The following is a 24,894-nucleotide window of genomic DNA, read 5'->3' on the forward strand; positions in this document are numbered from 1 at the left end:
GTCACCCCTGGTGTCACTGGACGGGGCGCTCCGGCGGCTTCACCGGCGCCGCCGGCTTCGCCGGGGCGTCGACGCCGGCCTCCTTGCGCTGCAGGGCCGTGATCGGCGCCGGGGCGGCCGTCAGCGGGTCGTACCCGCCGCCGGTCTTCGGGAAGGCGATGACCTCGCGGATCGAGTCGACCCCGGCGAGCAGGGCGCAGATCCGGTCCCAGCCGAACGCGATGCCGCCGTGGGGCGGGGGCCCGTAGGCGAACGCGTCGAGCAGGAAGCCGAACTTCTCCTCCTGCTGCTCGGGGGTGAGTCCCATGAGGGCGAACACCCGCTGCTGCACGGTCTTGTCGTGGATACGGATCGACCCCCCACCGATCTCGTTGCCGTTGCAGACGAGGTCGTAGGCGTAGGCGAGCGCGTGCTCCGGGTCGTCCTCGAACGAGTCGATCCAGTCGGGGTTCGGCGAGGTGAAGGCGTGGTGGACCGCCGTCCACTGCCCGGAGCCGACGGCCACGTCGTCGGTGCTGCCGGCCGCCTCGAACAGGGGCGCGTCGACGACCCAGACGAACGACCAGGAACCCTCCGGGATGAGGTCGAGGCGCCGCGCGATCTCACCCCGCGTCGCGCCCAGCAGCGCGCGGCCCTCGGCCGGCGTGCCCGCGCCGAAGAAGATGCAGTCGCCGGGGTTGGCGCCCGCGGCCTTGGCCAAGCCCTCGCGCTCGGTCTCGCTGATGTTCTTCGCGACGGGCCCGCTCAGGGTGCCGTCCTCGCCGACCAGCACGTAGGCGAGGCCCTTGGCGCCGCGCTGCTTGGCCCAGTCCTGCCAGCCGTCGAGGGTGCGCCGCGGCTGCGACGCGCCGCCGGGCATGACGACCGCGCCCACGTAGGGCGCCTGGAACACCCGGAACGGGGTGTCGGCGAAGTACTCGGTGAGCTCGACCAGCTCGAGGTCGAACCGCAGGTCGGGCTTGTCCGAGCCGTAGCGGGCCATCGCCTCGAGGTACGGGATCCGCGGGATCGGGGTCTCGATCGTGTAGCCGCCGAGCTCGGACCACAGCGCCGCGATCACGGCCTCGCCGAGCGCGATGACATCGTCCTGGTCGACGAAGCTCGCCTCGATGTCGAGCTGGGTGAACTCGGGCTGGCGGTCGGCGCGGAAGTCCTCGTCGCGGTAGCAGCGCGCGATCTGGAAGTAGCGCTCGAGGCCCGACACCATGAGCAGCTGCTTGAACAGCTGGGGCGACTGGGGCAGGGCGTACCAGCTGCCGGGCTTCAGGCGCGCCGGGACGAGGAAGTCGCGGGCGCCCTCGGGCGTCGACCGGGTCAGCGTCGGCGTCTCGATCTCGACGAAGTCGCGGTCGGAGAGCACGTCGCGGGCGATCTTGTTGGCGCGGCTGCGCAGCCGGATCGCCGACGCCGGGCCCTCGCGGCGCAGGTCGAGGTAGCGGTAGCGGAAGCGGGCGTCCTCGCCGACGCTCCCCGACTCGGAGCCGTGCTCGTCGAGCTGGAACGGCAGGGGCGCCGACTCGGACAGCACGGTGAGCGTCGTGGCGCTGACCTCGACGGCCCCGGTCGCCAGGTCGGCGTTCTCGCTGCCCGCGGGGCGCTGCTCGACGACGCCGGTGATCTGCACGCAGAACTCGGAGCGCAGACGGTGCGACTCGGCGGCGACGTCGCCGAGGCGGAACACCACCTGGACGACGCCGGACGCGTCGCGCAGGTCGATGAACACGACGCCGCCGTGATCGCGGCGGCGGGCCACCCATCCGGCGAGGGTGACCGTGGCGCCGACGTTCTCGGCGCGCAGCGTGCCGGCGGGGTGCGTGCGCATCATCTGTGGTGGTGCTCCTGGGTCGGGCCGTGGGACGTCCCCGTCAGGTTATCGACCGCCGACCAGCACGATCTCAGCCGCTCACGGTCGGGCCCGCGCGGTCGAGGTGCACCCGCAGGAGCACGCGCTGCTCGCGGCGCATGGCGTCGTCGTACTCGGCCCAGTCCGGGTGCTCGCCCGCGACCTGGCGGTAGTAGGCGCGCAGGCCCTCGAGGGCGTCCGGGAGGGTGACGATCTCGACGTCGCCCTCGACCTGGATCCAGCGGCCGAAGAACCCGTCGGGCAGCACGCACAGCCACGCGCGGCCCTCGCGGCGCAGGTTCCTGGTCTTGATCGCCGTCTCGCGCGTGCTGATCGTCGCCGCGCCCGCGTCGTCCACCCCGACCGCCACGGGCGAGAGCTGGGGTGCGCCGTCGGAGCGCCGGGTGGCCAGTACCGCGTGGTGCTGCTCGCGCAGCACCTGCCGCGCCTCGTCGAGGTCCATGACCCGAGGCTAGGCCGCGGCTCACAGCAGGGACAGCTGCTCGGGCGGGGTGTGGACGACCGGCGCCGGGACCTCGGGGACCGCCCCGGCGGGCCAGGACCGCTCCGTCTCGCGGCCCTCGTCGTCGCGGCCCTCGTCGTCGCGGCCCTCCGGCGACGACCCCTGGCGCCCGCCCATGGCGTGCCCGCCGCCCGTGAGCCCGTGGCGCTCGATCAGCGGGCGCACCCGGGCGGCGAGGTCCCGCCGGTAGGCGGCGTCGACGTAGGCACCGCGGCGGTAGAGCGCGGCGTAGCGCTCGAGCAGCTCGGGGTGCTCGCGGGCGAGCCAGGTGTGGAACCACTCGCGTGTGCCCGGCCGCAGGTGCAGCGCCAGCACGCTGGCCCCGCTGGCGCCGGCGTAGGCGATCTCCCCGAGCAGGGCGTCGAGCGCCTCGTCGGTGTCGGTGAGCCCGGGGAGCACCGGGGCGACGAACACCCCGCACGGCAGCCCGGCGTCGCGGATGCGGCGCACGAGGTCGAGCCGCGCGCGGGGCGTCGGCGTGCCCGGCTCGACGCGCCGGTGCAGCTCCGGGTCGAGGAGCGCCAGCGACACCCCCACGCCCACCGGCACGTCGCGCGCCGCCGCCGTCAGCTCCGGCAGGTCGCGGGCCAGCAGCGTCCCCTTGGTCAGGATCGAGAACGGCGTACCGCTGCCGCCGAGCGCCCGGATGATGCCCGGCATCAGGGCGTAGCGGCCCTCTGCGCGCTGGTACGGGTCGGTGTTGGTGCCCATCGCGACGTGCTCGCGACCCCACCGCGGAGACCGGACCTCGCGCGCGAGCACCTCCGGGGCGTTGAGCTTGACCACCACCTGACGGTCGAAGTCGTCACCCGCGTCGAGGTCGAGGTAGGTGTGGGTGTTGCGGGCGAAGCAGTTGTGGCTGATGACGCCGTCGGCCACGAAGTCGCCGGTGCCGGTGGTGAGGTCGACCAGCGCGTGCTCGCCCGGCACCTCCTCGATCGTCACGACGACCCGCCCGCCGGGCACGTCGTCCGGCGGCGCCGGCGCCACCGGCGGCGAGCCGGGCCGGCGGAACGCCTCGTCGGCCAGCGACTCCGCCCCGATCAGCGCGTCGCCCCGACGCAGGTGCGGGCGCTCGGTGCCGGCGCAACCCTCCGGGCGCACGTGCACCCAGCCGCGCGGCGTGAGGAACCGGTGCTCCGCGCTCGCCACCAGCGTCGTGCCGTCGACGAGGCGCACCCGCCACGCGGGCTTCGTGGTGCTCCAGACGGCGTGCACGGGGGTGGGCACGAGGCTGCGGGTGTCGCCGCGGAACTCGGTGCCGACCACGAGGTCGCCGACGCGCACGTCGGCCAACCGCACGCTGGTGCCGTCGACCATGAGCACCGGGGTGTCCGGGCCCAGGCAGTAGGTGCAGGCGTGGCTGCAGCCCCGGTAGGGGTTGACCGTCCAGGAGAAGGGCATCGGCGAGGCGCCCGGCACCCGGTTGAGCACCGAGCGGGCGCGCACCTCGTGGAAGGTGATGCCGGCGAACTCGGGCGTGCGGACGCTGCGGACCAGCCCCTTGAGCGCCGGCATCCCCGGCAGCTCCTCCGGGCCCCCGGCCACCTTCTGCTCGTCCCACCGCACGCCATCCATTCGAACACGTGTTCGATGGTGCGGCAAGCGCTCCGGCGGAGCACGATTCTGCTCGTGGACGACGCGCGCCGCCTCTGGAGCCTGTACGAGCCGCTGCACGCGGTCACCTACTTCACCGCGGAGGCGCGTACGGCGTCCGACGCGGCCGGCCTGCAGGGGTTCTGGATGGCGTACGTCGCCCAGCGCGTCGCGCCGCTCGGGGCGGTCGGCCCCGAGGTCGCGCACGCCTGCTTCCACGGGTTCCACCGGGCCCGGCTCACGCGCGCGCTGCCCGACGCGTGGTCGTACGCGGACCCGGCGTCCTGCCTGAACGCCCGGGTGGTCGGTGCCGACGCCGCCCTGCGCCGCCTGCTCGGCGAGGACGTCGCCACGGGCACCGAGGTCGCGGAGGCCGCAGCACTCGCCGGGGCGGCCGCGGACGCCGCCGACGCCGAGGGCCGGGTGCTCGGCGCCGGGAACCAGGCGCTCCCCCGCTCGTCCGAGCCGCTGCGGGCCCTCTGGCAGGCGGCGACGACGCTGCGGGAGCACCGGGGCGACGGGCACGTCGCGGTGCTCGTCGCGTCCGGGCTCGGGCCGGTCGCGGCCCATCAGCTCAAGGCGGCCGCGGGCGAGCTCAGCGGCTCCACGACCCGCCAGGCGCGCCGGTTCGGCGAGGAGGAGTGGGCCGCCGGGGCCGCCGAGCTGCGCGAGCGTGGGTGGCTCGACGCCGACGGCGGGCTCACCGAGGCGGGCCATGCCGGTCACGAGCAGATCGAGACCGCCACCGACCGGGCCGCGGCGCGTCCGTGGGTGGTGCTGGGCCGCGAGCGGACCGACCGGCTCGCCCAGCTCCTCGACCCGCTGACGACGGCCGTCGTCGCCGGTCACGCATTCCCGCCCGGCAACCCGATCGGACTGCCGCGCCACTGACGACGTCACGGGTCGACGTCACGGTTCGTTCTGGTTTCGGTACCGTCGGTACGCGGTACCAGGTGACAACACCAGAACGGAGTACCGATGAGCGCCTTCACCCTCGAGCTGACGCCGGCCCACCACGAGCTCGTGCGCCGGGCGCACGCCTTCGCCGAGGACGTCATCCGCCCCGCCGCGCCGAAGTACGACGCGGCCGAGGAGTGCCCCTGGGAGATCGTCGACCGGGCCGCGCAGGAGGGCTTCTACAACGCGCTCTTCTACGCCGACCTCATCGCCGACCCCACCGGTCTCTCGCTGCCGCTGTTCCTCGAGGAGATCTTCTGGGGCTGCGCGGGCATCGGGCTGACGGTCGTCCTGCCCGCCCTCGCGCTCTCGGCGCTCAACCAGGCCGGGACGCCCGAGCAGGTCGCGCGCTGGGCGCCGGAGATGTTCGGCGAGCCCGGTGACATCAAGCTCGCGGCGCTCGCGGTCTCCGAGCCGCAGGGCGGCAGCGACGTCGCGAACCTGCAGACGCGGGCCCGTCGCGAGGGTGACGGCTGGGTGCTCGACGGCGAGAAGATCTGGATCGGCAACGGCGGGATCGCCGACGTCACCATCGTCAACGCCGTCGTCGACCCGTCGCTCGGGACCAAGGGCCAGGCGATGTTCGTCGTGCCGAAGGGCACCCCGGGCATGGAGCAGGTCCGGCGCCTCAACAAGCTCGGGCACCGCGCGTCGCACACCGCCGAGCTCTCCTTCACCGGCTGCCGCATCCCCGCCGACCACCTGCTCGGCGGCGAGGACAAGCTCGAGCACAAGCTGGACAAGGCGCGCCGGGGCGAGGGCAAGCCCGCCGCGCTCGGGACCTTCGAGCAGACCCGCCCGATGGTCGCGGCGATGGCGCTGGGCGTGGCGCGGGCGTCGTTCGAGTACGCGTGCTCGTACGCCCGGGAACGGGAGGCGTTCGGCGGGCCGATCCTCGACAACCAGGGCGTCTCGTTCCCGCTCGCCGACCTCGCCGCCGACATCGACGCCGCCCGGCTGCTGTGCTGGCGCGCGTCGTGGATGGCCGCGAACGGCGTGCCGTTCCAGCTCGGCGAGGGCTCGATGTCCAAGCTCAAGGCCTCGGAGGTCGCCGTCCGGGCCGCGGAGCAGGCCGTCCAGACCTGCGGCGGGTGGGGCTACGTCGACGACCTGCCGGTCGAGAAGTGGTACCGCGACGCGAAGCTCTACACGATCTTCGAGGGCACCAGCGAGATCCAGCGCCTCGTCATGAGCCGGGCGCTCGCGGACCCCGAGGCCACGTCGACGCCGCTGCACCACCACCTCCCCGGCAACCACGGCGGCGTCAGCCGGAAGTTCGGCCACGGCTCGCTCGCCCGCGCCCGCGCCGGCGAGGCGTTCCTCAAGCTGGCGAAGAAGGCCCCGGACTCCGTGCTCCGCCTCGGCGGCCGCCTGGCCTCGCCGGGCACCTGACCAGCTCGCCCGCTGTGGCCGTCCGCGTCCGGTTGGTCCCCCGTGCCGGGGTCCGGTCGGCGTCCGGCGATGATGGCCGCGTGACCTCCCCGCGGCCGCCGGTACGCCGTGCGCGGTCCCGGGCGCTCCCGGAGCCGGAGGCGGCCGACGAGGGCGCGGAGGCGGCCACCGGGCCGATCCGGGTGCCCGACACCGGGGCCCGGACGCGCGAACGGGCGCCGGCGGATCGAGCGGATGGCTTTCCTGACGCCGAACGCCGACGTGGACGCCAGGCTGACACTCCCGGGCGACCACGGCGGCAGCGCGCGGCGGGGACTCGCGAGCCGGCCGAATCGCCGGCGGCGCACGGCCACGGGCACGGTCACGGGCACGGCGGCGGGGCGCTCGAGGGGGCGTCGGCGCAGCGGGTGCGGCGGCTGCTCGCCCTGCTGCTCGTGCCCTGCGCGCTCGCCGTCCTCGCCGGGCTCGTGCTGCTGACGCCGTCGCCCGCCGAGTATCGGCAGGTCGCCGAGCAGGGCCGCGCCGGGCAGGCACAGGGCGCCGGGCTGGGCGCGCAGACCCCGGTCGACGCCGAGGTCGTGCGTTCCGCGGGCGAGTCCGACTGCACCGACCCGAACCTGCCCTCCCCCGGCCCGGGGGAGGGCTGCCTCGCGGTCACGGCCCGCCTCCAGGACGGCCCGGCCGCCGGCACGACGATCACCACCCTCAGCCCCGCGACCGCGGGCTCACCGCGGTTCGCCGTCGGCGACCCGATCGTCCTGGGCTGGGCGGGCGGCGACCCCGCCGACCCGCTGACCTACACGATCGTCGACTTCCAGCGCGGCCCGCCGCTGCTCCTGCTCGGTGGCGTCTTCGCGCTGGCGGTGCTGCTGCTCGGTCGCTGGCAGGGCCTCGCCGCGCTCGCCGCCCTCGGGATCACGCTGGGGGTCCTCGCGCTCTTCGTGCTGCCGGCGCTCGCCAACGGCGCGTCCCCGGTCCCGGTCGCCCTCACGGCCTCGGGACTGATCGTCGGCGTGGTGCTGCCGCTGACCCACGGGCTCTCCGCCCGGACGGCGACCGCCGCGCTCGGGACGCTCGCGAGCCTCGCCCTGATCGGCGTCCTCGCGCTGCTGTTCGCCGCCCTGTCACGGCTCACCGGGCTCGGCGAGGAGGCCTCGGAGCTCGCCGGGGTGCTCGGTCCCGGGCTGGACGTCCGCGGGCTGCTGCTCGCGGGCGTCGTCATCGGGGCGCTCGGCGTGCTCGACGACGTCACCGTCACCCAGACCAGCGCGGTGTGGGAGCTGCACCGTGCGAACCCGGCCGCCCGGCTCGCGGACCTCTATGGTGCCGCCATGCGTGTCGGTCGGGACCACGTCGCCTCCGCGGTGAACACGTTGGTGCTCGCCTACGCCGGGGCGGCGCTGCCCCTGCTGCTGCTCTTCGCGCTCGCGGGACGGGGTCTCGGTGACCTGCTCACGGCCGAGGACGTGGCGCAGGAGGTCGTGCGCACCCTGGTCGGCAGCATCGGGCTCGTCGCGTCGGTGCCGCTGACGACGCTGCTGGCCGCCGTCGTGGTCCGTGCGATCAGCGCCCGGGGCGCGAGGGGCGCGACATGAGCCGCCCCGCCCCCCGCGTGCTGCCGCGGGCCTCCGAGCCGGCGCCGAGCGGGATCCTCGACACCGCCCGCGCCCTCGTCGTCGCGTCGACGCGCACGGCCGTGGAGCTGACCCTCCACGGGCCCGCGATCGTGCGCGGCATCGCCGACATCGCCTCCCACGGCGCCCGCACCACCGCCGAGCTCAGCCCGCTCGTCACCGACGCCCTGCGCGCCGTGCCGCGGCTGGTCTCGATGCTGGAGCAGCTCCTGCCCGTGGCGTCCGGGCTGCAGCACACGCTCGCCGAGCTCGGCCCCGACCTCACGCGCCTGTCCTACGCGACCGACGCCCTCGACCGGCTCGCCGGCGCCGTCGACGACCTCCACACCCTCGCCCGCGCCGTCCCGGCGCTCCAGGAGATCGGGAAGGCCCGCGGCGACATCGCCCGGCTCGCGGAGGCCGTCCCCGCCCTGCAGGAGATCGGGAAGGCGCGCGACGACATCGCCGCGCTGGCCGAGGCCGTGCCCGCGCTCCAGCGGATCGGCGAGGCCCGGGGGGACATCGCCGCCCTCGCCGAGGCCGTCCCCGCGCTCCAGCGGATCGGCGAGGCGCGGGGCGACATCGCCCGGCTCGCCGAGGCCGTGCCGGCCCTGCAGGAGATCGGCGCGGCGCGCGGCGACATCGCCGCGCTGGCCCGCGCCGTGCCCGCCCTGGAGCAGCTGGGGGCGGCCGCCCCGACGCTCGAGCGGCTCGCCGAGGCCGCCCCCGCGCTGCAGCAGCTCGGTGACGCGGCACCGCACCTCACCGAGATCGCGGCCGCGGTCCCGGCGCTGCAGGAGATCGCCGCCGCCACCGGCGACGTGCGCACGATCGCGGGCGCCACCGGCACCGTCGAGCGGATCGCGGACGGGGTCCCGACCGTCGAGGTCCTCGCGGGTGCCGTGCCGACGATCGAGGCCCTCGCCGCAGCCGTCGACGACGTGCGTCGCCTCGCGGCCGCCGCGCCGGCGCTGGAGCAGATGGCCGGCGCGATCGGCGAGGTCGAGAAGCTGACCGGGGCGATCGGGCACGTCGAGGTGCTCGCCCGTCACGCCGACACCACGTTCCCGGACGTCCCGCCGCGCCTGGCGAACCTGGACGCCGCGCTGGCGACCGCCGCGGGCGAGCTGCAGAAGGTCAGCCCGGACCTGCGCACCCTCGCCGGGCGCATCGACAACCTCGACGAGCAGATCAAGGTGCTCGCCGACGCCCTGGCGCCGCTGCAGGGCACCACCGAACGTCTCGGGCGGGTCGTCGACCGTCTCCCGGGCCGGAAGCGCTCCGGCGAGGGCTGAACGGAGATCACCAGGTCGCGAGGCACTTCCCGACGACACTCGGGGTGTCTTTCGGACTGCTGATCACCTCAGGGCGCGCCCGCCGCCGAGAAACGAACGGCGCCCTCGCTGCTTCGGTAGCAGCGAAGGCGCCGTTCGTTCGTCCGCGGACCGTAGACCGTCAGGCCGGCGTGCCGATCCTAGGAGCCGGGGCAGTGCGGCGGCTCGTGGCCGCCGTCGCCGGGCTGCTCGTGCCCGCCGTTGTCCGGCTGCGGGTGCTCGTCGCCGTGGGACGGCTCGTGACCCCCGTTGTCCGGCTTCTCGTGGCCGTTGTCACCGCCCTCGGGGTGGCCGCTGTTGCCGTTGTCGCCGCCCTGAGGGTGGTCGTCGCCGTTGCCGTGGTCGTCACCGGGGTGTGCGGGGGGCGTGGTCGGCTCCTCGCACGGGTTCCCGGGCATCTCGGGACCGGCCGGCTTCGTGAGCTCGAAGTCGTAGGTCGTGGTCGGCGTCGAGACGAGGTCGACCCCCGCGTCGAGACCGGGGTTGCCGCGCCCCTGGTTGATCACGAGACCGGTCACGCGGATACCGGGCTGCGCGGCGACGAACTCGCTGAGGAGCTTCGTACCGCCGTTCGAGCAGGAGCGCTGCGACTCGTCGATCACACCCGGGATCGCGCGCGTCGAGCACCACCGGCCCATGCCGGCCTCGTAGCGGTGCCAGGCGTTCGGCGTCCGGCTGTCGCCGGCGTTGTAGATCGGCTCGTAGGTGAGGGTCGAGAAGCCCGCCGACGAGTCGGGGTCGTAATCGATGACGAGCTGCATGCTCGGGAACTGGTCGGCGTTGTCCGCCGCGTTCTGGTACGCGGAGTAGGCGGCGGTCGCGATCCACTCCCCCAGCGCGGAATCCTCCGCCTTCGCGATGGCGGCCTTCCCGTCACCGTCCGGCGTCTCGAGCCGGAGCGCGGCGTCGCCACCGAGAGGCGGAGCCGGCGGCGTGAGGTCGTCGTCGACCCCGACCGTCCCGCCCTTCGGGTCGTCGTCGGTCTGCGCGAACGGCGCCAGGTCCGGCAGCACGTGCGTCGTCCCGACGACCGGAGCCGGGACCGGGAGCAGCGGTTCCGCGCTGCCCGTCCCGACCATCGCGGCGGCCCCGCCGCCGACGATCAGGGCCCCGGTGGCCGCCAGCGCGACCATCCCCCGCCGCCCGAGTGTCGCCCTGTGAAGACCCATCCGTGTGGTGTCCTTCCGCCCTTTGGAGATGTGGTTCGTGTGAGCCACAACTCAGAGGTAACGAAGAGGACACAGACGAGTGACGAGGCAATTCCTCCGAACGGGCGCTCAAGATCGACCGTTGGTACGCCGCGTGCACCCCAGCAGCGCCCAATCACGCGATCGGCGTCCGCGACGAAGATCAGGAGCGCACCACGCACCTCACCGGGTCGGTAGAGGTGGGTGACGCGCTCCTGATAGCCGCCGCGCCCCCCAGCGGACCGCTCAGCCCGCCGCCGACGGCAGCGCCGCGCCGGTGTCCTTGAGCTCGACACCCGACAGCTGCCGGCGGAAGGACTCCGTCATCAGCGCGGCGAGGACCTCCGCGGCGGCGTCGTAGGTCAGCCCGTCGGGCGGGCGGATGTTCGAGACGCAGTTGCGCTCGGAGTCGACGCGCCCGTGCCGCGGCTCCCAGGTCAGGTACGCGCCGAGGGAGTCGGGTGCGGACATCCCGGGCCGCTCGCCGATGAGCACGAGCACCATCCGGGCGCCGAGCGCCACCGCGATCTCGTCGCCCAGAGCCACGCGCGCCTGCTCGGCGACGACGACCGGCGCGACCGTCCACCCCTCGAGCCGCGGCAGCAGCGCGTCGAGCAGGCCGACCGCGTGCTCCGCCACGGCCGTCGCGGAGAGCCCGTCGGCGACGACGACGGCGAGGTCGTGGTCGCCGGCCTCCAGCGACGCGTCCGGGGAGAGCCGGCGCCCGAGGTCGGGGCGCTGCAGGTACTCGGCGCGGTCGGCCGCCTGCGAGTGCACGACAGGCCCGGCGCGCTCCCCCAGCGCCGCGACGACGGCGTCGGTGTCGAGCGCCGTGTGCACCGCGTCGCGGGCCTGCGCGTGGGCCGCGGCCAGGCGCAGGTTCTCGGCGGTGGTGAGCCCGTCGCCGGCCCGGCCGAGGCCGACGCGGGCCCGCGTGGCGGCGCGGAGGGTCTCCCAGGGATCGGTGCTCATCCCATCAGCGCCCGGATCGGCTCGGGCACCAGCTGCGGCACCCGCCCCGCGTCGTCGAGGAGCCCGACCGAGCCGAGCCACGTCTCGAACTCCGGCGCCGGACGCAGCCCGAGGGTCTGCCGCACCTGGAGCACGTCCTGGAACGACAGCGACTGGTAGTTGAGCATGATGTCGTCGCCGCCCGGCACGGTGATCACGAAGCCGCAGCCCGCGGCGCCGAGGGTGAGCAGCAGGGTGTCGGTGTCGTCGCTGTCGGCCTCGGCGTGGTTGGTGTAGCAGACGTCGACGCCCATGGGGACGCCGAGCAGCTTCCCGCAGAGGTGGTCCTCGAGCCCGGCACGCAAGATCTGCTTGCCGTCGTAGAGGTACTCCGGGCCGATGAAGCCGACGACGGTGTTGACGATCAGCGGGTCGAAGCGGCGGCACACCGCGTACGCCCGGGCCTCGAGCGTCTGCTGGTCGACGTCGTGGTGGGCGTCGGCCGAGAGCGCGGAACCCTGGCCGGTCTCGAAGTAGGTCACGTTCGATCCCACCGTGCCGCGGTCGAGTGCCAGCGCCGCCTGGTGGGCCTCGACCAGCTGGTCGAGTGTCACCCCGAAGCCCCGGTTGGCGGCCTGCGTGCCCGCCACCGACTGGAACACGAGATCCACCGGCGCGCCCTGCTCGAGGAGCTCCAGGGTCGTCGTCACGTGGGTGAGCACGCACGACTGGATCGGCGCCGCGAGCCGCAGCCGCGCGTCGTCGATGAGGTCGAGCAGCGCGCGCACCGTCGAGGGCCGGTCGGTGGCCGGGTTGATGCCGACGACCGCGTCGCCCGCCCCGTGCAGCAGCCCGTCGACCAGCGACGCGGTGATCCCGACGGCGTCGTCGGTCGGGTGGTTGGGCTGCAGCCGCGTCGCGAGGCGCCCCTCGAGGCCGATCGTCGTCCGCAGGCCCGTGACGACCCGGGTCTTGCGGGCGACGGCGACGAGGTCGCCCACCCGCATGAGCTTGCTGACCGCCGCCACCATCTCCGGCGTGAGCCCGGGGGCGAGGGCGGCGAGCGCGGTGTCGTCGGCCTCCCACGACAGGAGCCAGTCGCGGAACCCGCCGACGGTCAGCGACCGCACGGGGCGGAACGCCGCGGCGTCGTGGGTGTCCATGATCAGCCGGGTGACGTCGTCGTCCTCGTAGGGCACGACGGCCTCGTCGAGGAAGTGCGACAGCGGCAGGTCGGCCAGCACCGTCTGCGCGGCGACCCGCTCCGCCGCCGACGCCGCGGCGACACCGGCCAGCACGTCGCCGGAGCGCAGCGGCGTGGCCTTCGCGAGCAGCTCCCGGAGGTCCGCGAAGGAGTACGAGTGCCCGCCCAGCGACGTCGACCAGCTCATTCGAGCTCCTCCTCCGCCTTCGCCAGCGCCGCGAACTCCTCGTCGGGAGCGGCGGCGACGAGGTGGTGCCGCGAGTAGAAGCCGAAGTAGGCCATGAACACGGCGAAGGCCGCCAGCGCGCAGAGCGCGGCGACGACGTCGACGAGGAACGTCGCCACGACGGCGGCCAGGGCGAGGACGAGGGCGACGCCGGTGGTGATGCGCCCGCCGGGCGTGCGGTACGGCCGGGGCAGGTCGGGGTTGCGGACGCGCAGGACCTGGTGCGCCACCATCATCAGCACGTAGGACAGCGTCGCCCCGAACACGGCGAGGTTGATGAGGATGTCGCCGTTGCCGGTGGCGGCGAGCACGAAGCCGATCGCGGCGGGGATGACGAGCGCGAGCGTCGGCGCCTTGCGGGCGTTGGTCTTCGACAGCGCCCGCGGCAGGTAGCCCGCGCGCGAGAGGGCGAAGGTCTGCCGCGAGTACGCGTAGATGATCGAGAAGAAGCTCGCGATGAGGCCGAGCAGACCGATGTAGTTCACGACCGTCGACAGCCACGTCGATCCCCCGGCCCCGGCCTCGAGGGCGCTGACCAGCGGGTTGTCGCTCTCCGAGAGCCCCTGCGCTCCCTGGGAGCCGGGGCCGAGCAGCAGCACGGCCGCCGCGGACACGACCAGCACGGCCATCGCGACGATGATCCCGCGGGGCACGGCGCGCACCGGGTCGCGCGCCTCCTCGGCGGCCAGCGGGACGCCCTCGACCGCGAGGAAGAACCAGATCGCGAACGGGAAGCTCGCCCACACGCCGACCAGGCCGAACGGCAGCAGCGGCGACGCGCCGGCCGCGTCGGTGACGGGGATGTCGGTGAGGTTGGCGGCGTCGAAGGACCCGATCGCGCCGACCGCGAAGAGGATCAGCCCGACGAGCGCGATGGCCGTGATGACGAACGTCGCCTTGAGCGCCTCGCCCACGCCGAGCAGGTGGATGCCGACGAAGACGACGTAGCAGGTCAGGTAGACCCACCAGCCGTCGGTGATCCCGAACAGCCCGAGCGACTCGACGTAGCCGCCGATGAACGTCGCGATCGCGGCCGGGGCCACGGCGTACTCGAGCAGGATCGCCGCGCCCGTCGCGAAGCCGCCCCACGGGCCCATCGCCACCCGGGCGAAGGTGTACCCGCCGCCCGCCGCCGGCAGGGCCGACGACATCTCGGCGAGCCCGAGCACCATGCAGGCGTACATGACGCCCATGAGGACGGCGGCGACCGCGAGCCCGCCCCAGCCGCCCTGGGCGAGCCCGAAGTGCCAGCCCGCGTAGTCACCGGAGATGACGTAGGCGACGCCGAGGCCCGCGAGCAGCACCCAGCTGGCCGATCCGGCCTTCAGCTGGCGCGCGGCGAGGTAGTCGCTCGACGCGCCCGTCCCGGAGGACGATTCGACATGCTCCGCCATCCCCGTCCCCTTTCGCCCACCGGTGGACGCACAGCGTGAGACACGTGTGAAGCCCGTGGGTGACGAACGGGTTGCGATCGCCGACGGTCGTCGAGGCTCAGCCGACGGCGGCGCGCTCGGCGTCGGCGTCCGTCGCGTCGACCTCGTCGAGGCCGCGGCGGCTGGTCTCGCCGGCGGCGATGACGCACGCGACGGTGACCAGGCAGCAGGCCCCGATCACCACGGAGACCCAGAGCGCACTGCCGGTGCCCTGCAACAGCGCCGCGAACACCACCGGGCCGAGCCCGGCGCCGATACCGGCGACCTGGTAGCCCAGCGAGGCACCGGTGTAGCGGGCGCGCGTCGAGAACAGCTCGGTGTACAGCGCGGCGAGCGGGCCGTACATCGCGGCGTGCACCACGCCCTGCCCGACGACCACACCGAGCACGAGCAGCGCCGTCGACCCCGAGTCGACCATCGGGAAGAGCAGGAAGCCCCACACTGTCATCGCCAGGGCGCCGGCGAGCACGACGGGACGCCTGCCGACGCGGTCGGACAGCGCGGCGAAGCCGAGGATGCCGACCACCGCGACGACCGACGAGACGGTCAACGCGTTCAGGACGGTCGCGCGCGGGATCCCCGCCTGCACCGCGTAGGCGATGACGAACGTCGTCAGCACGCCCTGCGCGACGAAGGCCCCGAAGCCGATGCCGACCGACAGCAGCAGGTTGCGCGGATGACGACGCAGCACCTCGAGCAGCGGGGGCGCCGCGGGTCCGGCCTCGGCCCGGGCCCGGGCGAACACCGGGGTCTCCTCGACCCGCGCCCGCACGAACAGCCCGACCGCGAGCAGCACCGCGGACGCGAGGAACGGCAGCCGCCAGCCCCACTCGAGGAAGCCCGCCTCGCCGGCGATCGCGGCGGCCCCGGCGAGGGCGGCGGTCGACAGCACCATCCCGCTCGGAGCGCCGGCGTTGGTGAAACCGGCCCAGAGCCCCCGGCGCGACGACGCGTGCTCGGCGGACATCAGCACCGCGCCGCCCCACTCGCCGCCGACCGCGACACCCTGGAGGACGCGCAGGAGCACCAGGAGCACCGGGGCCCAGACCCCGATCTGGGCGTAGGTCGGCAGCGCGCCGATGAGGACGCTGACCGTCCCCATCATGACCATGGTCACGACCAGCATCTTCTTGCGACCGACGCGGTCGCCGAAGTGCCCGAACAGCACCCCGCCGAGCGGGCGGGCGAGGTAGCCGGTGGCGAGGGTGCCGAAGCTGGCCACCGTGCCGACGAGCGGGTCGAGCGTCGAGAAGAACACCTTCGCGAAGACCACGGCCGACGCGGTCGCATAGAGCAGGAAGTCGTAGTACTCGATGACGCTGCCCAGATAGCTGGACAGGACCGCCCGTCGGAGCTGGGTCCGGGACTGCGCGTCGGCGTCGGCCACGCCGCACCTCTCCTGTGTGGTCGGGGTCACGGAAGTCCGCTCAATGTAGGCAGATGCGGAACGGCCGTCAACAATGTGCCCAACATCATGAGCGCTAGTCTCGTGGCGTGTCCGAGGCCCTCGAGCCCGTCGACGACGCGGCCGTCGACACGCCCCGCCCGCAGGCCGTCCTGCTGACCTTCCTGGGCGGCTACCTGCTGCGGCGCCGGGTGCACGTGGCCACGAGCAGCCTCGTCGACGTCCTCGGACGGGCCGGTGTCTCGGAGCACGCCACGCGCTCGACGGTCAGCCGCATGGCCCGGCGCGGGCAGCTGCACCGGGCCCGCCGCGGCCGCCAGGTCTACGTCGGGCCGACGCCCGGCACACGCGAGATCCTCCTCGGCGGCGAGGCGCGGATGTGGCACTCCGAGGTCGTCGACGCGGGATGGGACGGCTCCTGGACCCTGCTGTCGTTCTCGCTGCCCGACGCCTGGGCGCGCGAGCGCCACCTGCTGCGCGCCCGGCTGGTGTGGGCGGGGTTCGGGCCGCTGCAGGGCGGGCTGTGGATCGCCCCGGGCCGCGCCGACCTCGGCGAACTCGGCGAGGGGCTCGGGCTCGACGGGCGCCTGCGCGCCTTCACCGCCCGGGCGCTCGAGCCCACCGACGTCGACGGCCTCGTGCGCGACGCCTGGGACCTGCCCGCGCTCGCCGCGCGGTACGAGGCGTTCCTGGCCCGCTGGGGCGACGAGGCCACGCGGCCCCGGACGGACCCCCTGGCCGCGCAGCTGCTGCTGGAGGCCGACTGGCTCCAGGCGATCCGCCGCGATCCGCGCCTGCCCCGGCGCCACCTGCCCGGCGACTGGCCCGCCGAGCCCGCCCACGCCCTGTTCCGCGAGCTCCACGACGCGTACGGGCCCGGGGCCCGCGCCGGCGTCGCCGCGCTCGACGTCCTGCCCGATGCCGAGGCCGAGGCAGAGGCCGGCCGAGGCAGAGGCGGGGCCGTCGACTAGTCGGTGAGGTTCGTCCGGCAGCGGTTGAGCATCGCGCGCAGGACCGTCTGCTCGTCGGGGCCGAAGCCGGCGATCATGCGTTCCTCGACGGCGTCGGCGCCCGGCCCGACGCGGGCCAGCAGCTCGCGGCCCTCGTCGGAGAGGCCGATGAGCACCCGCCGGCCGTGGGACGGGTCGGGAGTGCGCGTGATCCAGTGCCCGCGGTCCAGCGCGGCGAGGAGGTCGCCCATCGCCTGAGGGCTGACGAACGCGTTGCGGGCGAGCTCGGCACCGGTCTGGCCCTCGCGACGGGACAGGACCGTCAGCGCCGTCCACTGCGGGACGGTGCACCCCGTGGGCCGCAGCAGGTCATCGAGCGCGGCACGGACGGCGAGCTCCACCTGTTTGATCGCGTAGAGCAGCGTGGGACCGGGTGGCGTCACGGTGCCCTCCCTTTCGCGTCGACGCGCCACAGCCTAATGTCAGGCTCCCTGATACAGGGCATGACCCATGACATGCCCGCCCGAGGAGGGAGCACGATGGGCGAGCCGGCGGCACCGGAACCGGTGGAGGCCGTGGCCTCCCTCCTGCCGCGGTCGCTCGCGCTGCACCGCGACGGGCCGGTCGCCGTGCTGCGCCTCGCGCGGCCCGACAAGCGCAACGCCCTCGACGACGCGACCGTCCTGGGGCTGGAGACCTTCTTCGGCTCGCCCCCGGCGGACGTCCGCGCCGTGGTGCTCGACGCCGAGGGCGACCACTTCTCCGCCGGGCTCGACCTCGCCGAGCTCGGCGAGACCGACGCGGTCGCCGGCGTCGAGCACTCCCGGTTCTGGCACCGCGTCTTCGAGCGCATCGAACGCGGCCGGCTGCCCGTTGTCGCCGCGCTGAAGGGCGCCGTCGTCGGCGGCGGGCTCGAGCTCGCCGCGGCCACCCACGTCCGCGTCGCCGACCCGAGCGCGTTCTACGCGCTGCCCGAGGGCCGGCACGGCCTGTTCGTCGGCGGCGGCGGGTCGGTGCGCATCCCGCGGCTCATCGGCGTCGCCCGGATGACCGACATGATGCTCACCGGCCGGGTCCTCGACGCCGCCGAGGGCCAGCAGCTCGGGATCTCCACCTACCTCACCGAGCCCGGTGGCGCCTCGGCGAAGGCCCTCGAACTGGCGCACCGGATCGCCGCCAACCCGCCGAGCAGCACCTACGCCGTCCTCCAGGCGCTGCCACGCATCGCGGCCGCCCGCGAGGACGAGGGCTTCCTCCTCGAGTCCCTCATGGCCGCGATCACCTCGAGCAGCGCCGAGGCGCAGGGCCGCATGTCCGCGTTCCTCGACGGGCGCGCCGGGAAGGTCCGCTGATGGCCGCCCCCGCCGGGACCGTGATCGGGCGCTTCGTCGACTGGCTCGCCCGCGAGCGCGGCCTGGCGTTCGACGACTACGACGCCCTGCAGCGCTGGTCGGTCACCGACCTCGACGGCTTCTGGTCGGCGGTCGCCGCGTTCTTCGCCGTGCGGTTCCACGACGCGCCGCGGGCCGTGCTCGAGAACCCGGTGATGCCGGGCGCGGTGTGGTTCCCGGGCGCGACGCTGAACTACGCGGAGCGCGCGGTGGAGGGCCCGCCCGGGGTCGGCGCCGCCGACGACACCGTGATCCTCGCCTACTCCCAGACCCGCGACGAGCAGACCTGGACCCGCGCGGAGCTGCGCGACGCCGTCGCCCGCGCCCGCGCCGGCCTGCAGCGCCTCGGGGTCCGCGCCGGCGACCGCGTGGTCGCCTACGCCCCGAACATCCCCGAGACCGTGGTCGCCCACCTCGCCGCGGCGAGCCTCGGCGCGGTGTGGGCGTCGTGCGCGCCGGAGTTCGGGGCCCGCAGCGTCGTCGACCGCTTCGCCCAGATCGAGCCGACCGTCCTGCTCGCCGTCGGCGGGTACGTCTACGGCGACAAACCCGTCGACCGCACCAGCGAGGTCGCCGCCCTGCGCGCCGCCCTGCCGACGCTGCGCCACGTCGTCGGGATCCCCTACGGCCCGGGCACGGTGCCCGACGCGACCCCCTGGTCGGAGCTGGTCGGCACGGCCGCCGAGCCCGCCTACGACCCCGTCCCGTTCGATCACCCGCTGATGGTGCTGTTCTCCTCGGGCACCACTGGGCCGCCGAAGGCGATCGTCCACGGCCACGGCGGGATCACCGTCGAGCACCTCAAGAACCACGGCCTCGCCTGGGACGTCCAGCCCGGCGACCGCCTGCTCTGGTTCACGACCACCGCCTGGATGATGTGGAACGCCCTGCTCTCGGGGCTGATCCACGGCGCCGCGCTGATCCTCGTGGACGGCAACCCCCTGCACCCCGACCTCGCCTGGCAGTGGCGTCTGGCCGCGCAGGCCCGCGCCACGCACTTCGGCACCTCGCCGGCGTTCCTCATGACCTGCCGTAGCGAGGGCGTGCACCCGGCCCGCGACCACGACCTCGCGGCGCTGCGCCAGATCTGCGTCGCGGGGAGCCCGCTGCCACCGGAGGGCTACCGGTGGGTGGCCGCGGAGTTCGGGCCGGCCGTCCTGCTGCTCGTCGGCAGCGGCGGCACCGACGTGTGCAGCGGCATCGTGCAGGGCGGGCCGTGGCAGGACGTGGTCGAGGGCGAGATCTCCGGCCGGGAGCTGGGCGTCGACACCGCCGCCTTCGACGAGGCCGGGAACGAGGTGGTCGGCGAGCGCGGCGAGCTCGTCATCCGCTCCCCCATGCCGTCGATGCCGCTGTTCTTCTGGGGCGACGACGACGGCTCGCGACGGCACGCCGCCTACTTCGACACCTACCCGGGCATCTGGCGCCACGGCGACTGGGTGCGGTTCTCCCCCACCGGCTCGGTCGTGGTCTCGGGTCGCTCGGACGCCACGCTCAACCGGGGCGGGGTCCGGCTCGGGACCGCGGAGTTCTACGCCGTCGTCGAGGAGATGCCCGAGGTCACCGACAGCCTCGTGGTGCACCTCGAGGACCCGGGCGGCGGTCCCGGCGAGCTGCTGCTGTTCGTCGTGCCGGCCGCGGGCCACACGGTCGACGAGGCCCGTGTCCGCGCCGAGCTCCGCGCGGCGCTCTCGCCGCGCCACGTCCCCGACCGCATCCACGCGATCGCGGCCGTGCCGCGGACCCGCACCGGCAAGAAGCTCGAGGTGCCCGCCAAGCGGATCCTGCTCGGGGCCGACCCCGACGCCGTGGCCTCGCGGGACTCCCTCGTCGACCCGGACGCGCTCACGGCGTTCGTGGGGTTCGCCCGGTGAGGCGGGAGACGAAGCGCAGCGGAGCTCGACCATGAGGGTCGCGGTGGTCGGGACGGGCGTCATCGGGACGAGCTGGGCGCGGCTGTTCCTCGAGCACGGGCACGACGTGGTGGCGACGGACCCGGCGCCCGGCGCCCGCGAGCGCCTCGAGGACGCGCTGGGACGGTCGGTCGCGTTCACCGACGACCCCGCCGAGGCCGTCGCCGGCGCGGACGTCGTCCAGGAGAACGGCCCGGAGCGTCTCGAGGTCAAGCACCAGCTCCTCGCGGTGCTCGACGCCGCCGCCCGCCCCGACGTCGTCATCGCGAGCAGCTCGTCGATGCTGCGGCCCACCGACCTCGCCCGCGGGGCCCCGCACCACCCCGAGCGCGTGCTCGTCGGGCACCCCTTCAACCCGCCCCACCTCGTCCCGCTGGTCGAGGTCGTGCCCGGGGAGGCGACGTCGGAGGCGGCCGTGGACGCGGCGATGGCGTTCTACGCGGGCGTCGGCCGCACGCCCCTGCGCCTGCGCGCCGAGCTGCCGGGCCACCTCGCCAACCGCTTGCAGGCCGCCCTGTGGCGCGAGGCGTACTCCCTGGTCGAGCGGGGTGTCGCGACCGTCGCCGACGTCGACACCGCGATCACCGAGGGCCCCGGGCTCCGGTGGGCCGCGCTCGGCCCGATCACCGGGCAGCACCTCTCCGGCGGCGCGGGCGGGCTCGCGCACGTCCTCGAGCACCTGCACCCCGGCACCGAGGCCCTGTGGGCCGACCTCGGATCCCCCACGATGACACCGGAGCTCGCCGCCCGCCTCGTCGACCAGGTCACCGAGGTGGCCGCCGACCCCGACGACCTGGTCGCCCGCCGCGACGCGGTGATCCGCGCGGCCCTGGAGGCACGCACCTGATGGACCTCGACGCCCTGACCGCCATCGACGTCCACACCCACGTCGAGCAGGACGCCCACGGGTGCTTCGCCCTGACCGACGAGCTGCTCGACGCGTCGGCGCAGTACTTCCGCAGCGACCAGGACCGGACGCCGACGGTGGAGGCGATCGCCGCGCACTACCGCGAGCGGTCGATGGCCGCGGTCGTGTTCACCGTCGACGCCCCGGCCGCGACCGGGCACCCGCCGCTGTCCAGCGAGGAGATCGTCGAGCGGGCCGCCGCGTTCCCCGACGTGCTCATCCCGTTCGGCTCGGTCGACCCGCACGGCGGGCGGGCCTCGGTCGCACGGGTGCGCCGGCTGGTGGCGCAGGGGGCGCGGGGCTTCAAGTTCCACCCCACGCTGCAGGGCTTCGAGCCCCACGACCGCACGTACTACCCGCTCTACGAGGCGATCGCCGAGGCCGGCGTCCCCGCGCTGTTCCACACCGGACAGACCGGGATCGGGGCGGGCCTGCCGGGCGGGGCGGGGCTGAAGCTGCGCTACTCCGACCCGATGCTGCTCGACGACGTCGCGGCCGACCACCCCGACCTCACGATGATCTTCGCCCATCCTTCGGTGCCCTGGCAGGACGCGGCCATCTCGATCGCGACGCACAAGGCGAACGTGTTCATCGACCTGTCGGGGTGGTCCCCGAAGTACTTCCCGCCCCAGCTCGTCCGCGCCGCGTCGCGGCAGCTGCGCGGCAAGGTCCTCTTCGGCTCGGACTTCCCGGTGATCACCCCGGACCGCTGGCTGCGGGACTTCGCCGACCTCGACATCCCCGACGACGTGCGGCCGCTCATCCTCAAGGACACCGCGGTCCGGGTGCTCGGGCTGAGCTGAGGCGGACCGCTCCCGTCCGCCACCGACGCGAGCGTGACGCCATGTCCTTCGAGCGCGTCACGACGACGGTCCACGGCACCGAGCTGGTCGCCCGGGTCGGCGGGAGCGGCCCCGGGCTCCTGCTGCTGCACGGGTTCCCGCAGACCCACGAGGCCTGGCGCCACGTCGCGCCCGAGCTCGCCCGTTCCCTCGGGCACGAGACCGTGGCGGTCGCCGGACACGACCGCGGCGCGCTCGTCGCGGTGCTTGCGGCCCTCGACCGCCCGGACGCGGTCACCCGTCTCGCCGTCCTCGACGTCCTCCCGGCCCTCGACCTGTGGCACAGCCTCCACGGCACGGCCGGGGTGTTCGCGTTCCACCTGTTCCTGCTCGCCCACCCCGCCCCGCTGCCCGAGACGATGCTCGCCGCCGCGCCCGACGCGTTCTTCGGGCACTTCCTCGACACCTGGACCCTCGTGCCCGACGCGATCCCCGCCGAGGTGCGGGCCCGCTACCTGGCGGCGGGCCGGCGGTCGATCGACGCCGTCCGCGCCGACTACCGCGCGAGCGCCGGCGTCGACCTCGAGCACGACCGCGCCGACCGACGGGCCGGCCGCACGGTCGCGGCACCCACCCTGGCGCTGTGGCAGGACCCGGGCGACGCCGAGCTGCCCTTCGACCCCGGCGCGGTGTGGGCCTGCTGGGCGCCGGATCTGACCACGGGCGTCGTCGCCGGCGGCCACTTCCTGCCCGAGGAGGCGCCGGAGATCGTCACCGAGGCACTCCGGCGGCACCTGGCCCGATAGCCGGTCACATCCGTGCGCCGCCGCGGGTCCTCCCTGCGACACCGGAGCGACCGAGGAGCCCGCCATGACCACGCGCATCTACTGGATCTCGACCGCGATCACCGCATTCGTCCTGCTCTCCGGCGGGCTGGCCGACCTGCTCGGCGCGGACTGGGCCGTCGCCGGCATCACCGCGCTCGGCTATCCCGCCTACCTCGCGGCGATTCTCGGCGTGTGGAAGCTCCTCGGCACCGTGGCGATCACCGTGCCCGGCTACCCGCGGCTCAAGGAGTGGGCCTACGCCGGAATCGTCTTCGACCTCAGCGGCGCGGCCGTGTCCCACCTGGTCATGGGCAGCCCGGTCTTCCACCCCGTGGTGACCACGACGCTGGTCGTCGTCGCCGGGCTCTCCTGGGCGACCCGGCCCGCGTCGCGCCGGCTCGCCGCGCCCCCGTCGCCCCAGCGCGAGCCCGTGGCGGCCTAACCGTCGTGCAGCGCCCGGTCGACGGCCGCCGCCGCGTCGTCCAGCGCGATCGCGGTCTGGCTGCCGTCGGCGAGATCCTTGAGCTGGATCTCGCCGGCCTCCAGGTCGCGGTCGCCGAGCACGAGCGCGAACCGGGCTCCGGAGCGGTCGGCGGCCTTCATCGCGCCCTTGAGGCCGCGGTTGCCGTAGGCGAGGTCGGCGCGGATGCCGGCGCGGCGCAGGGCCCCGACGATGTCGACGATCTGGTCCTTGGCCTTCTCGCCCAGCGGGACGCCGAACACCTCGACGCGCGCGGCGGCGGCGTGCCCCGCCTCCTCGACCCGGCAGGCGAGCAGGGCCCGGTCGACGCCGAGACCGAAGCCGACGCCGGAGAGGTCCTGCCCGCCCAGCTCGGCCATCAGCCCGTCGTAGCGCCCGCCGCCGCCGATGCCCGACTGCGAGCCCAGGCCGTCGTGGACGAACTCGAACGTCGTCTTCGTGTAGTAGTCGAGCCCGCGCACCATCCACGGGTTCTCGACGTAGGCCACGCCGAGGTCGTCGAGGTGGCGCTTCACCGCCGCGTGGTGCGCGGCCGCGGCGTCCGAGAGGTGGTCGATCATCAGCGGCGCGCCCTCCAGCTGGGCGCGGACCTCGGGGCGCTTGTCGTCGAGCACGCGCAGCGGGTTGATCCGCGCACGCTCGCGGGTGGCCTCGTCGAGGTCGAGCTCCTCGAGGAAGGCCGTCAGCGCGTTCCGGTAGTCCGGGCGCGTCGTCGCGTCACCGAGGCTCGTGATCTCCAGCCGGTAGCCGCGCAGGCCCAGCGCGCGGAAGCCGGCGTCGGCGACGGCGAGCACCTCGGCGTCGAGCGCCGGGTCGTCGACGCCGATGGCCTCGACGCCCACCTGCTGGAGCTGGCGGAACCGTCCGGCCTGGGGCCGCTCGTAGCGGAAGAACGGCCCGTCGTAGCGCAGCTTGACCGGGAGCCCGCCCTTGTCGAGGCCGTGCTCGATCACCGACCGGACGACACCGGCGGTGCCCTCGGGCCGCAGGGTCACCGACCGGCCGCCGCGGTCGTCGAACGAGTACATCTCCTTGGACACGACGTCGGTCGACTCGCCCACCCCGCGGGCGTAGAGCGCGGTGTCCTCGAAGACCGGCAGCTCGATGTGCGCGTAGCCGGCGCGGTCGGCCTCGCGGATCAACGTGTCCCGGATCGCGGTGAACTCCGGGCCGACGTACTCGGGGATGCCCTTCGGCGCGGCGAAGCCCCCGGGCGGGATCGACGCGCTCACAGGTGACGTCCCGGCGCGCTCGTCAGGCCCTGCACGAACGGGTTCGTCTGACGCTCCTGACCGACCGTGGTCATCGGTCCGTGGCCCGGCAGCACCGCCGTCTCGTCGGCCAGGCTGAGGATCTTGTCGCGCAGCGAGGCCATCATCTCGTCGGTCGAGCCGCCGGGCAGGTCGGTGCGCCCGATCCCGCCCTGGAACAGCGTGTCGCCGGCGAGCAGGAACGGCTGGCCGTCCTCGGTGGCCGACCGGAAGACCACCGACCCGCGCGTGTGGCCCGGGGTGTGGTCGACGGTCAGGTGCAGGCCGGCGAGGTCGAGCTCCGCGCCCTCGGTGAGCAGCTCGACCGAGCGCGGCTCGCGGAACTCCAGGCCGGGGTACATCGCGGCGAGCTGCTGGCCCATCGGGCCGACGGACCCGAACGGGTCGGCGAGCATGCTGCGGTCCTCGGGGTGGATCCAGGCCGGGATGTCGTCGCCGTCGCACACCGGCGTCACCGACCACATGTGGTCCATGTGGCCGTGGGTCAGCAGCACCGCGACCGGCGAGAGCTTGTGGCGCGCGATCACCTCGCGCAGCCCCTCCTCGGCGTCCTGCCCGGGGTCGACCACGACACAGGACTCCCCGGGGCCGGGCGCGACCACGTAGCAGTTGGTCTGGAACACCCCGGCCGCGAAGGCCTCGACCAGCACGTTCTCGTCCTCCTCGCGCGTCGTCCTGCGCCGTCCACCCTAGTCGAGACCCTCACGG

The 24,894-nt window shown here is 74.6% G+C and carries 22 protein-coding genes; 11 read left to right on the forward strand and 11 right to left on the reverse strand.

Annotated elements, in window-relative coordinates; genetic code table 11:
- Positions 1-13: 13 nt before the first annotated feature.
- From aspS to QSK03_RS01755, 3 genes are all read right to left on the reverse strand, one after another.
- Entirely contained in the window at positions 14-1,825 is a 1,812-nt protein-coding gene (gene aspS / locus QSK03_RS01745; protein ID WP_285648227.1) for an aspartate--tRNA ligase, read from the reverse strand.
- 70 nt (positions 1,826-1,895) lie between these two features.
- Positions 1,896-2,306 (reverse strand): PPOX class F420-dependent oxidoreductase, encoded by a 411-nt coding sequence (locus QSK03_RS01750; RefSeq protein ID WP_285648228.1) that lies wholly within the window; start codon positions 2,304-2,306, stop codon positions 1,896-1,898.
- Positions 2,307-2,327: 21 nt separating this feature from the next.
- Positions 2,328-3,935 carry an Rv2578c family radical SAM protein gene (locus QSK03_RS01755; RefSeq protein WP_285648229.1) on the reverse strand — a complete coding sequence of 536 codons (1,608 nt, stop codon included), beginning with the start codon at positions 3,933-3,935 and terminating at the stop codon, positions 2,328-2,330.
- A gap of 63 nt (positions 3,936-3,998) precedes the next feature.
- On the opposite strand from QSK03_RS01755, the gene QSK03_RS01760 reads away from it, so the two are divergent.
- From QSK03_RS01760 to QSK03_RS01775, 4 genes are all read left to right on the forward strand, one after another.
- Positions 3,999-4,853, forward strand: coding sequence for an SCO6745 family protein (locus QSK03_RS01760; RefSeq protein WP_285648230.1), 855 nt, complete (start codon positions 3,999-4,001; stop codon positions 4,851-4,853).
- Positions 4,854-4,940: 87 nt separating this feature from the next.
- Positions 4,941-6,311 carry an acyl-CoA dehydrogenase family protein gene (locus QSK03_RS01765; protein WP_285648231.1) on the forward strand — a complete coding sequence of 457 codons (1,371 nt, stop codon included), beginning with the start codon at positions 4,941-4,943 and terminating at the stop codon, positions 6,309-6,311.
- A 407-nt stretch (positions 6,312-6,718) separates the two neighbouring features.
- Positions 6,719-7,906, forward strand: a complete 1,188-nt coding sequence (locus QSK03_RS01770; RefSeq protein ID WP_285648232.1) for a YibE/F family protein — start codon at positions 6,719-6,721, stop codon at positions 7,904-7,906.
- Positions 7,903-9,219, forward strand: coding sequence for a hypothetical protein (locus QSK03_RS01775; protein WP_285648233.1), 1,317 nt, complete (start codon positions 7,903-7,905; stop codon positions 9,217-9,219). The genes QSK03_RS01770 and QSK03_RS01775 overlap by 4 nt, the downstream gene beginning before the upstream one ends.
- 179 nt (positions 9,220-9,398) lie before the next feature.
- On the opposite strand, the gene QSK03_RS01780 is transcribed toward QSK03_RS01775, so the two are convergent.
- From QSK03_RS01780 to QSK03_RS01800, 5 genes are all read right to left on the reverse strand, one after another.
- Positions 9,399-10,427 (reverse strand): hypothetical protein, encoded by a 1,029-nt coding sequence (locus tag QSK03_RS01780; protein ID WP_285648234.1) that lies wholly within the window; start codon positions 10,425-10,427, stop codon positions 9,399-9,401.
- A gap of 264 nt (positions 10,428-10,691) precedes the next feature.
- Positions 10,692-11,417, reverse strand: a complete 726-nt coding sequence (gene eutC, locus QSK03_RS01785; RefSeq protein WP_285648235.1) for an ethanolamine ammonia-lyase subunit EutC — start codon at positions 11,415-11,417, stop codon at positions 10,692-10,694.
- The gene (locus QSK03_RS01790) at positions 11,414-12,787 is read right to left on the reverse strand and encodes an ethanolamine ammonia-lyase subunit EutB (protein WP_285648236.1); all 1,374 of its coding nucleotides are present in this window, start codon (positions 12,785-12,787) and stop codon (positions 11,414-11,416) included. Before QSK03_RS01790 ends, eutC begins: the two co-directional genes overlap by 4 nt.
- Positions 12,784-14,220 (reverse strand): ethanolamine permease, encoded by a 1,437-nt coding sequence (gene eat / locus QSK03_RS01795; protein WP_285648237.1) that lies wholly within the window; start codon positions 14,218-14,220, stop codon positions 12,784-12,786. The genes QSK03_RS01790 and eat overlap by 4 nt, the downstream gene beginning before the upstream one ends.
- Positions 14,221-14,317: 97 nt before the next feature.
- Positions 14,318-15,646, reverse strand: a complete 1,329-nt coding sequence (locus QSK03_RS01800; protein WP_285648238.1) for an MFS transporter — start codon at positions 15,644-15,646, stop codon at positions 14,318-14,320.
- Between the two features lie 107 nt (positions 15,647-15,753).
- Here QSK03_RS01800 and QSK03_RS01805 point away from each other — a divergent pair, with 107 nt between their 5' ends.
- Positions 15,754-16,635 carry a PaaX family transcriptional regulator gene (locus tag QSK03_RS01805; protein WP_285648239.1) on the forward strand — a complete coding sequence of 294 codons (882 nt, stop codon included), beginning with the start codon at positions 15,754-15,756 and terminating at the stop codon, positions 16,633-16,635.
- Here QSK03_RS01805 and QSK03_RS01810 read toward each other — a convergent pair.
- A complete protein-coding gene (locus QSK03_RS01810) occupies positions 16,632-17,057 on the reverse strand; it encodes a MarR family winged helix-turn-helix transcriptional regulator (protein WP_285648240.1) in 426 nt (141 codons plus the stop codon). The two genes, QSK03_RS01805 and QSK03_RS01810, sit on opposite strands and share 4 nt — an antisense overlap.
- 96 nt (positions 17,058-17,153) lie before the next feature.
- Here QSK03_RS01810 and QSK03_RS01815 point away from each other — a divergent pair, with 96 nt between their 5' ends.
- From QSK03_RS01815 to QSK03_RS01840, 6 genes are all read left to right on the forward strand, one after another.
- Positions 17,154-17,966 carry a crotonase/enoyl-CoA hydratase family protein gene (locus QSK03_RS01815; protein ID WP_285648241.1) on the forward strand — a complete coding sequence of 271 codons (813 nt, stop codon included), beginning with the start codon at positions 17,154-17,156 and terminating at the stop codon, positions 17,964-17,966.
- Positions 17,966-19,879 carry an acetoacetate--CoA ligase gene (locus QSK03_RS01820; protein WP_285648242.1) on the forward strand — a complete coding sequence of 638 codons (1,914 nt, stop codon included), beginning with the start codon at positions 17,966-17,968 and terminating at the stop codon, positions 19,877-19,879. The genes QSK03_RS01815 and QSK03_RS01820 overlap by 1 nt, the downstream gene beginning before the upstream one ends.
- Positions 19,880-19,910: 31 nt before the next feature.
- Positions 19,911-20,765 carry a 3-hydroxyacyl-CoA dehydrogenase NAD-binding domain-containing protein gene (locus tag QSK03_RS01825; RefSeq protein ID WP_285648243.1) on the forward strand — a complete coding sequence of 285 codons (855 nt, stop codon included), beginning with the start codon at positions 19,911-19,913 and terminating at the stop codon, positions 20,763-20,765.
- Positions 20,765-21,628 carry an amidohydrolase family protein gene (locus tag QSK03_RS01830; protein WP_285648244.1) on the forward strand — a complete coding sequence of 288 codons (864 nt, stop codon included), beginning with the start codon at positions 20,765-20,767 and terminating at the stop codon, positions 21,626-21,628. The genes QSK03_RS01825 and QSK03_RS01830 overlap by 1 nt, the downstream gene beginning before the upstream one ends.
- A 41-nt stretch (positions 21,629-21,669) precedes the next feature.
- Positions 21,670-22,413: an alpha/beta fold hydrolase gene (locus tag QSK03_RS01835; protein WP_285648245.1), complete on the forward strand. Its 744-nt coding sequence runs from the start codon at positions 21,670-21,672 to the stop codon at positions 22,411-22,413.
- Between the two features lie 64 nt (positions 22,414-22,477).
- Entirely contained in the window at positions 22,478-22,876 is a 399-nt protein-coding gene (locus tag QSK03_RS01840) for a DoxX family protein (protein ID WP_285648246.1), read from the forward strand.
- On the opposite strand, the gene hisS is transcribed toward QSK03_RS01840, so the two are convergent.
- Entirely contained in the window at positions 22,873-24,147 is a 1,275-nt protein-coding gene (gene hisS / locus QSK03_RS01845; RefSeq protein ID WP_285648247.1) for a histidine--tRNA ligase, read from the reverse strand. The genes QSK03_RS01840 and hisS overlap by 4 nt on opposite strands.
- The gene (locus tag QSK03_RS01850) at positions 24,144-24,836 is read right to left on the reverse strand and encodes an MBL fold metallo-hydrolase (RefSeq protein ID WP_285648248.1); all 693 of its coding nucleotides are present in this window, start codon (positions 24,834-24,836) and stop codon (positions 24,144-24,146) included. Before QSK03_RS01850 ends, hisS begins: the two co-directional genes overlap by 4 nt.
- Positions 24,837-24,894: the final 58 nt, after the last annotated feature.

Source organism: Actinomycetospora sp. NBRC 106375, assembly GCF_030269665.1.
Classification (GTDB): Bacteria; Actinomycetota; Actinomycetes; order Mycobacteriales; family Pseudonocardiaceae; genus Actinomycetospora.

Excerpts from the sequence above, each read along its gene's own strand:
- QSK03_RS01765 (WP_285648231.1), top strand. The coding sequence starts at position 4,941 with ATGAGCGCCTTCACCCTCGAGCTGACGCCGGCCCACCACGAGCTCGTG.
- QSK03_RS01820 (WP_285648242.1), top strand. The coding sequence starts at position 17,966 with ATGGCCGCCCCCGCCGGGACCGTGATCGGGCGCTTCGTCGACTGGCTC.
- QSK03_RS01830 (WP_285648244.1), top strand. The coding sequence starts at position 20,765 with ATGGACCTCGACGCCCTGACCGCCATCGACGTCCACACCCACGTCGAG.
- eutC (WP_285648235.1), bottom strand. The coding sequence starts at position 11,417 with ATGAGCACCGATCCCTGGGAGACCCTCCGCGCCGCCACGCGGGCCCGC.
- QSK03_RS01815 (WP_285648241.1), top strand. The coding sequence starts at position 17,154 with ATGGGCGAGCCGGCGGCACCGGAACCGGTGGAGGCCGTGGCCTCCCTC.
- QSK03_RS01790 (WP_285648236.1), bottom strand. The coding sequence starts at position 12,787 with ATGAGCTGGTCGACGTCGCTGGGCGGGCACTCGTACTCCTTCGCGGAC.
- aspS (WP_285648227.1), bottom strand. The coding sequence starts at position 1,825 with ATGATGCGCACGCACCCCGCCGGCACGCTGCGCGCCGAGAACGTCGGC.
- QSK03_RS01825 (WP_285648243.1), top strand. The coding sequence starts at position 19,911 with ATGAGGGTCGCGGTGGTCGGGACGGGCGTCATCGGGACGAGCTGGGCG.
- QSK03_RS01835 (WP_285648245.1), top strand. The coding sequence starts at position 21,670 with ATGTCCTTCGAGCGCGTCACGACGACGGTCCACGGCACCGAGCTGGTC.
- QSK03_RS01750 (WP_285648228.1), bottom strand. The coding sequence starts at position 2,306 with ATGGACCTCGACGAGGCGCGGCAGGTGCTGCGCGAGCAGCACCACGCG.
- QSK03_RS01840 (WP_285648246.1), top strand. The coding sequence starts at position 22,478 with ATGACCACGCGCATCTACTGGATCTCGACCGCGATCACCGCATTCGTC.
- QSK03_RS01775 (WP_285648233.1), top strand. The coding sequence starts at position 7,903 with ATGAGCCGCCCCGCCCCCCGCGTGCTGCCGCGGGCCTCCGAGCCGGCG.
- eat (WP_285648237.1), bottom strand. The coding sequence starts at position 14,220 with ATGGCGGAGCATGTCGAATCGTCCTCCGGGACGGGCGCGTCGAGCGAC.
- QSK03_RS01780 (WP_285648234.1), bottom strand. The coding sequence starts at position 10,427 with ATGGGTCTTCACAGGGCGACACTCGGGCGGCGGGGGATGGTCGCGCTG.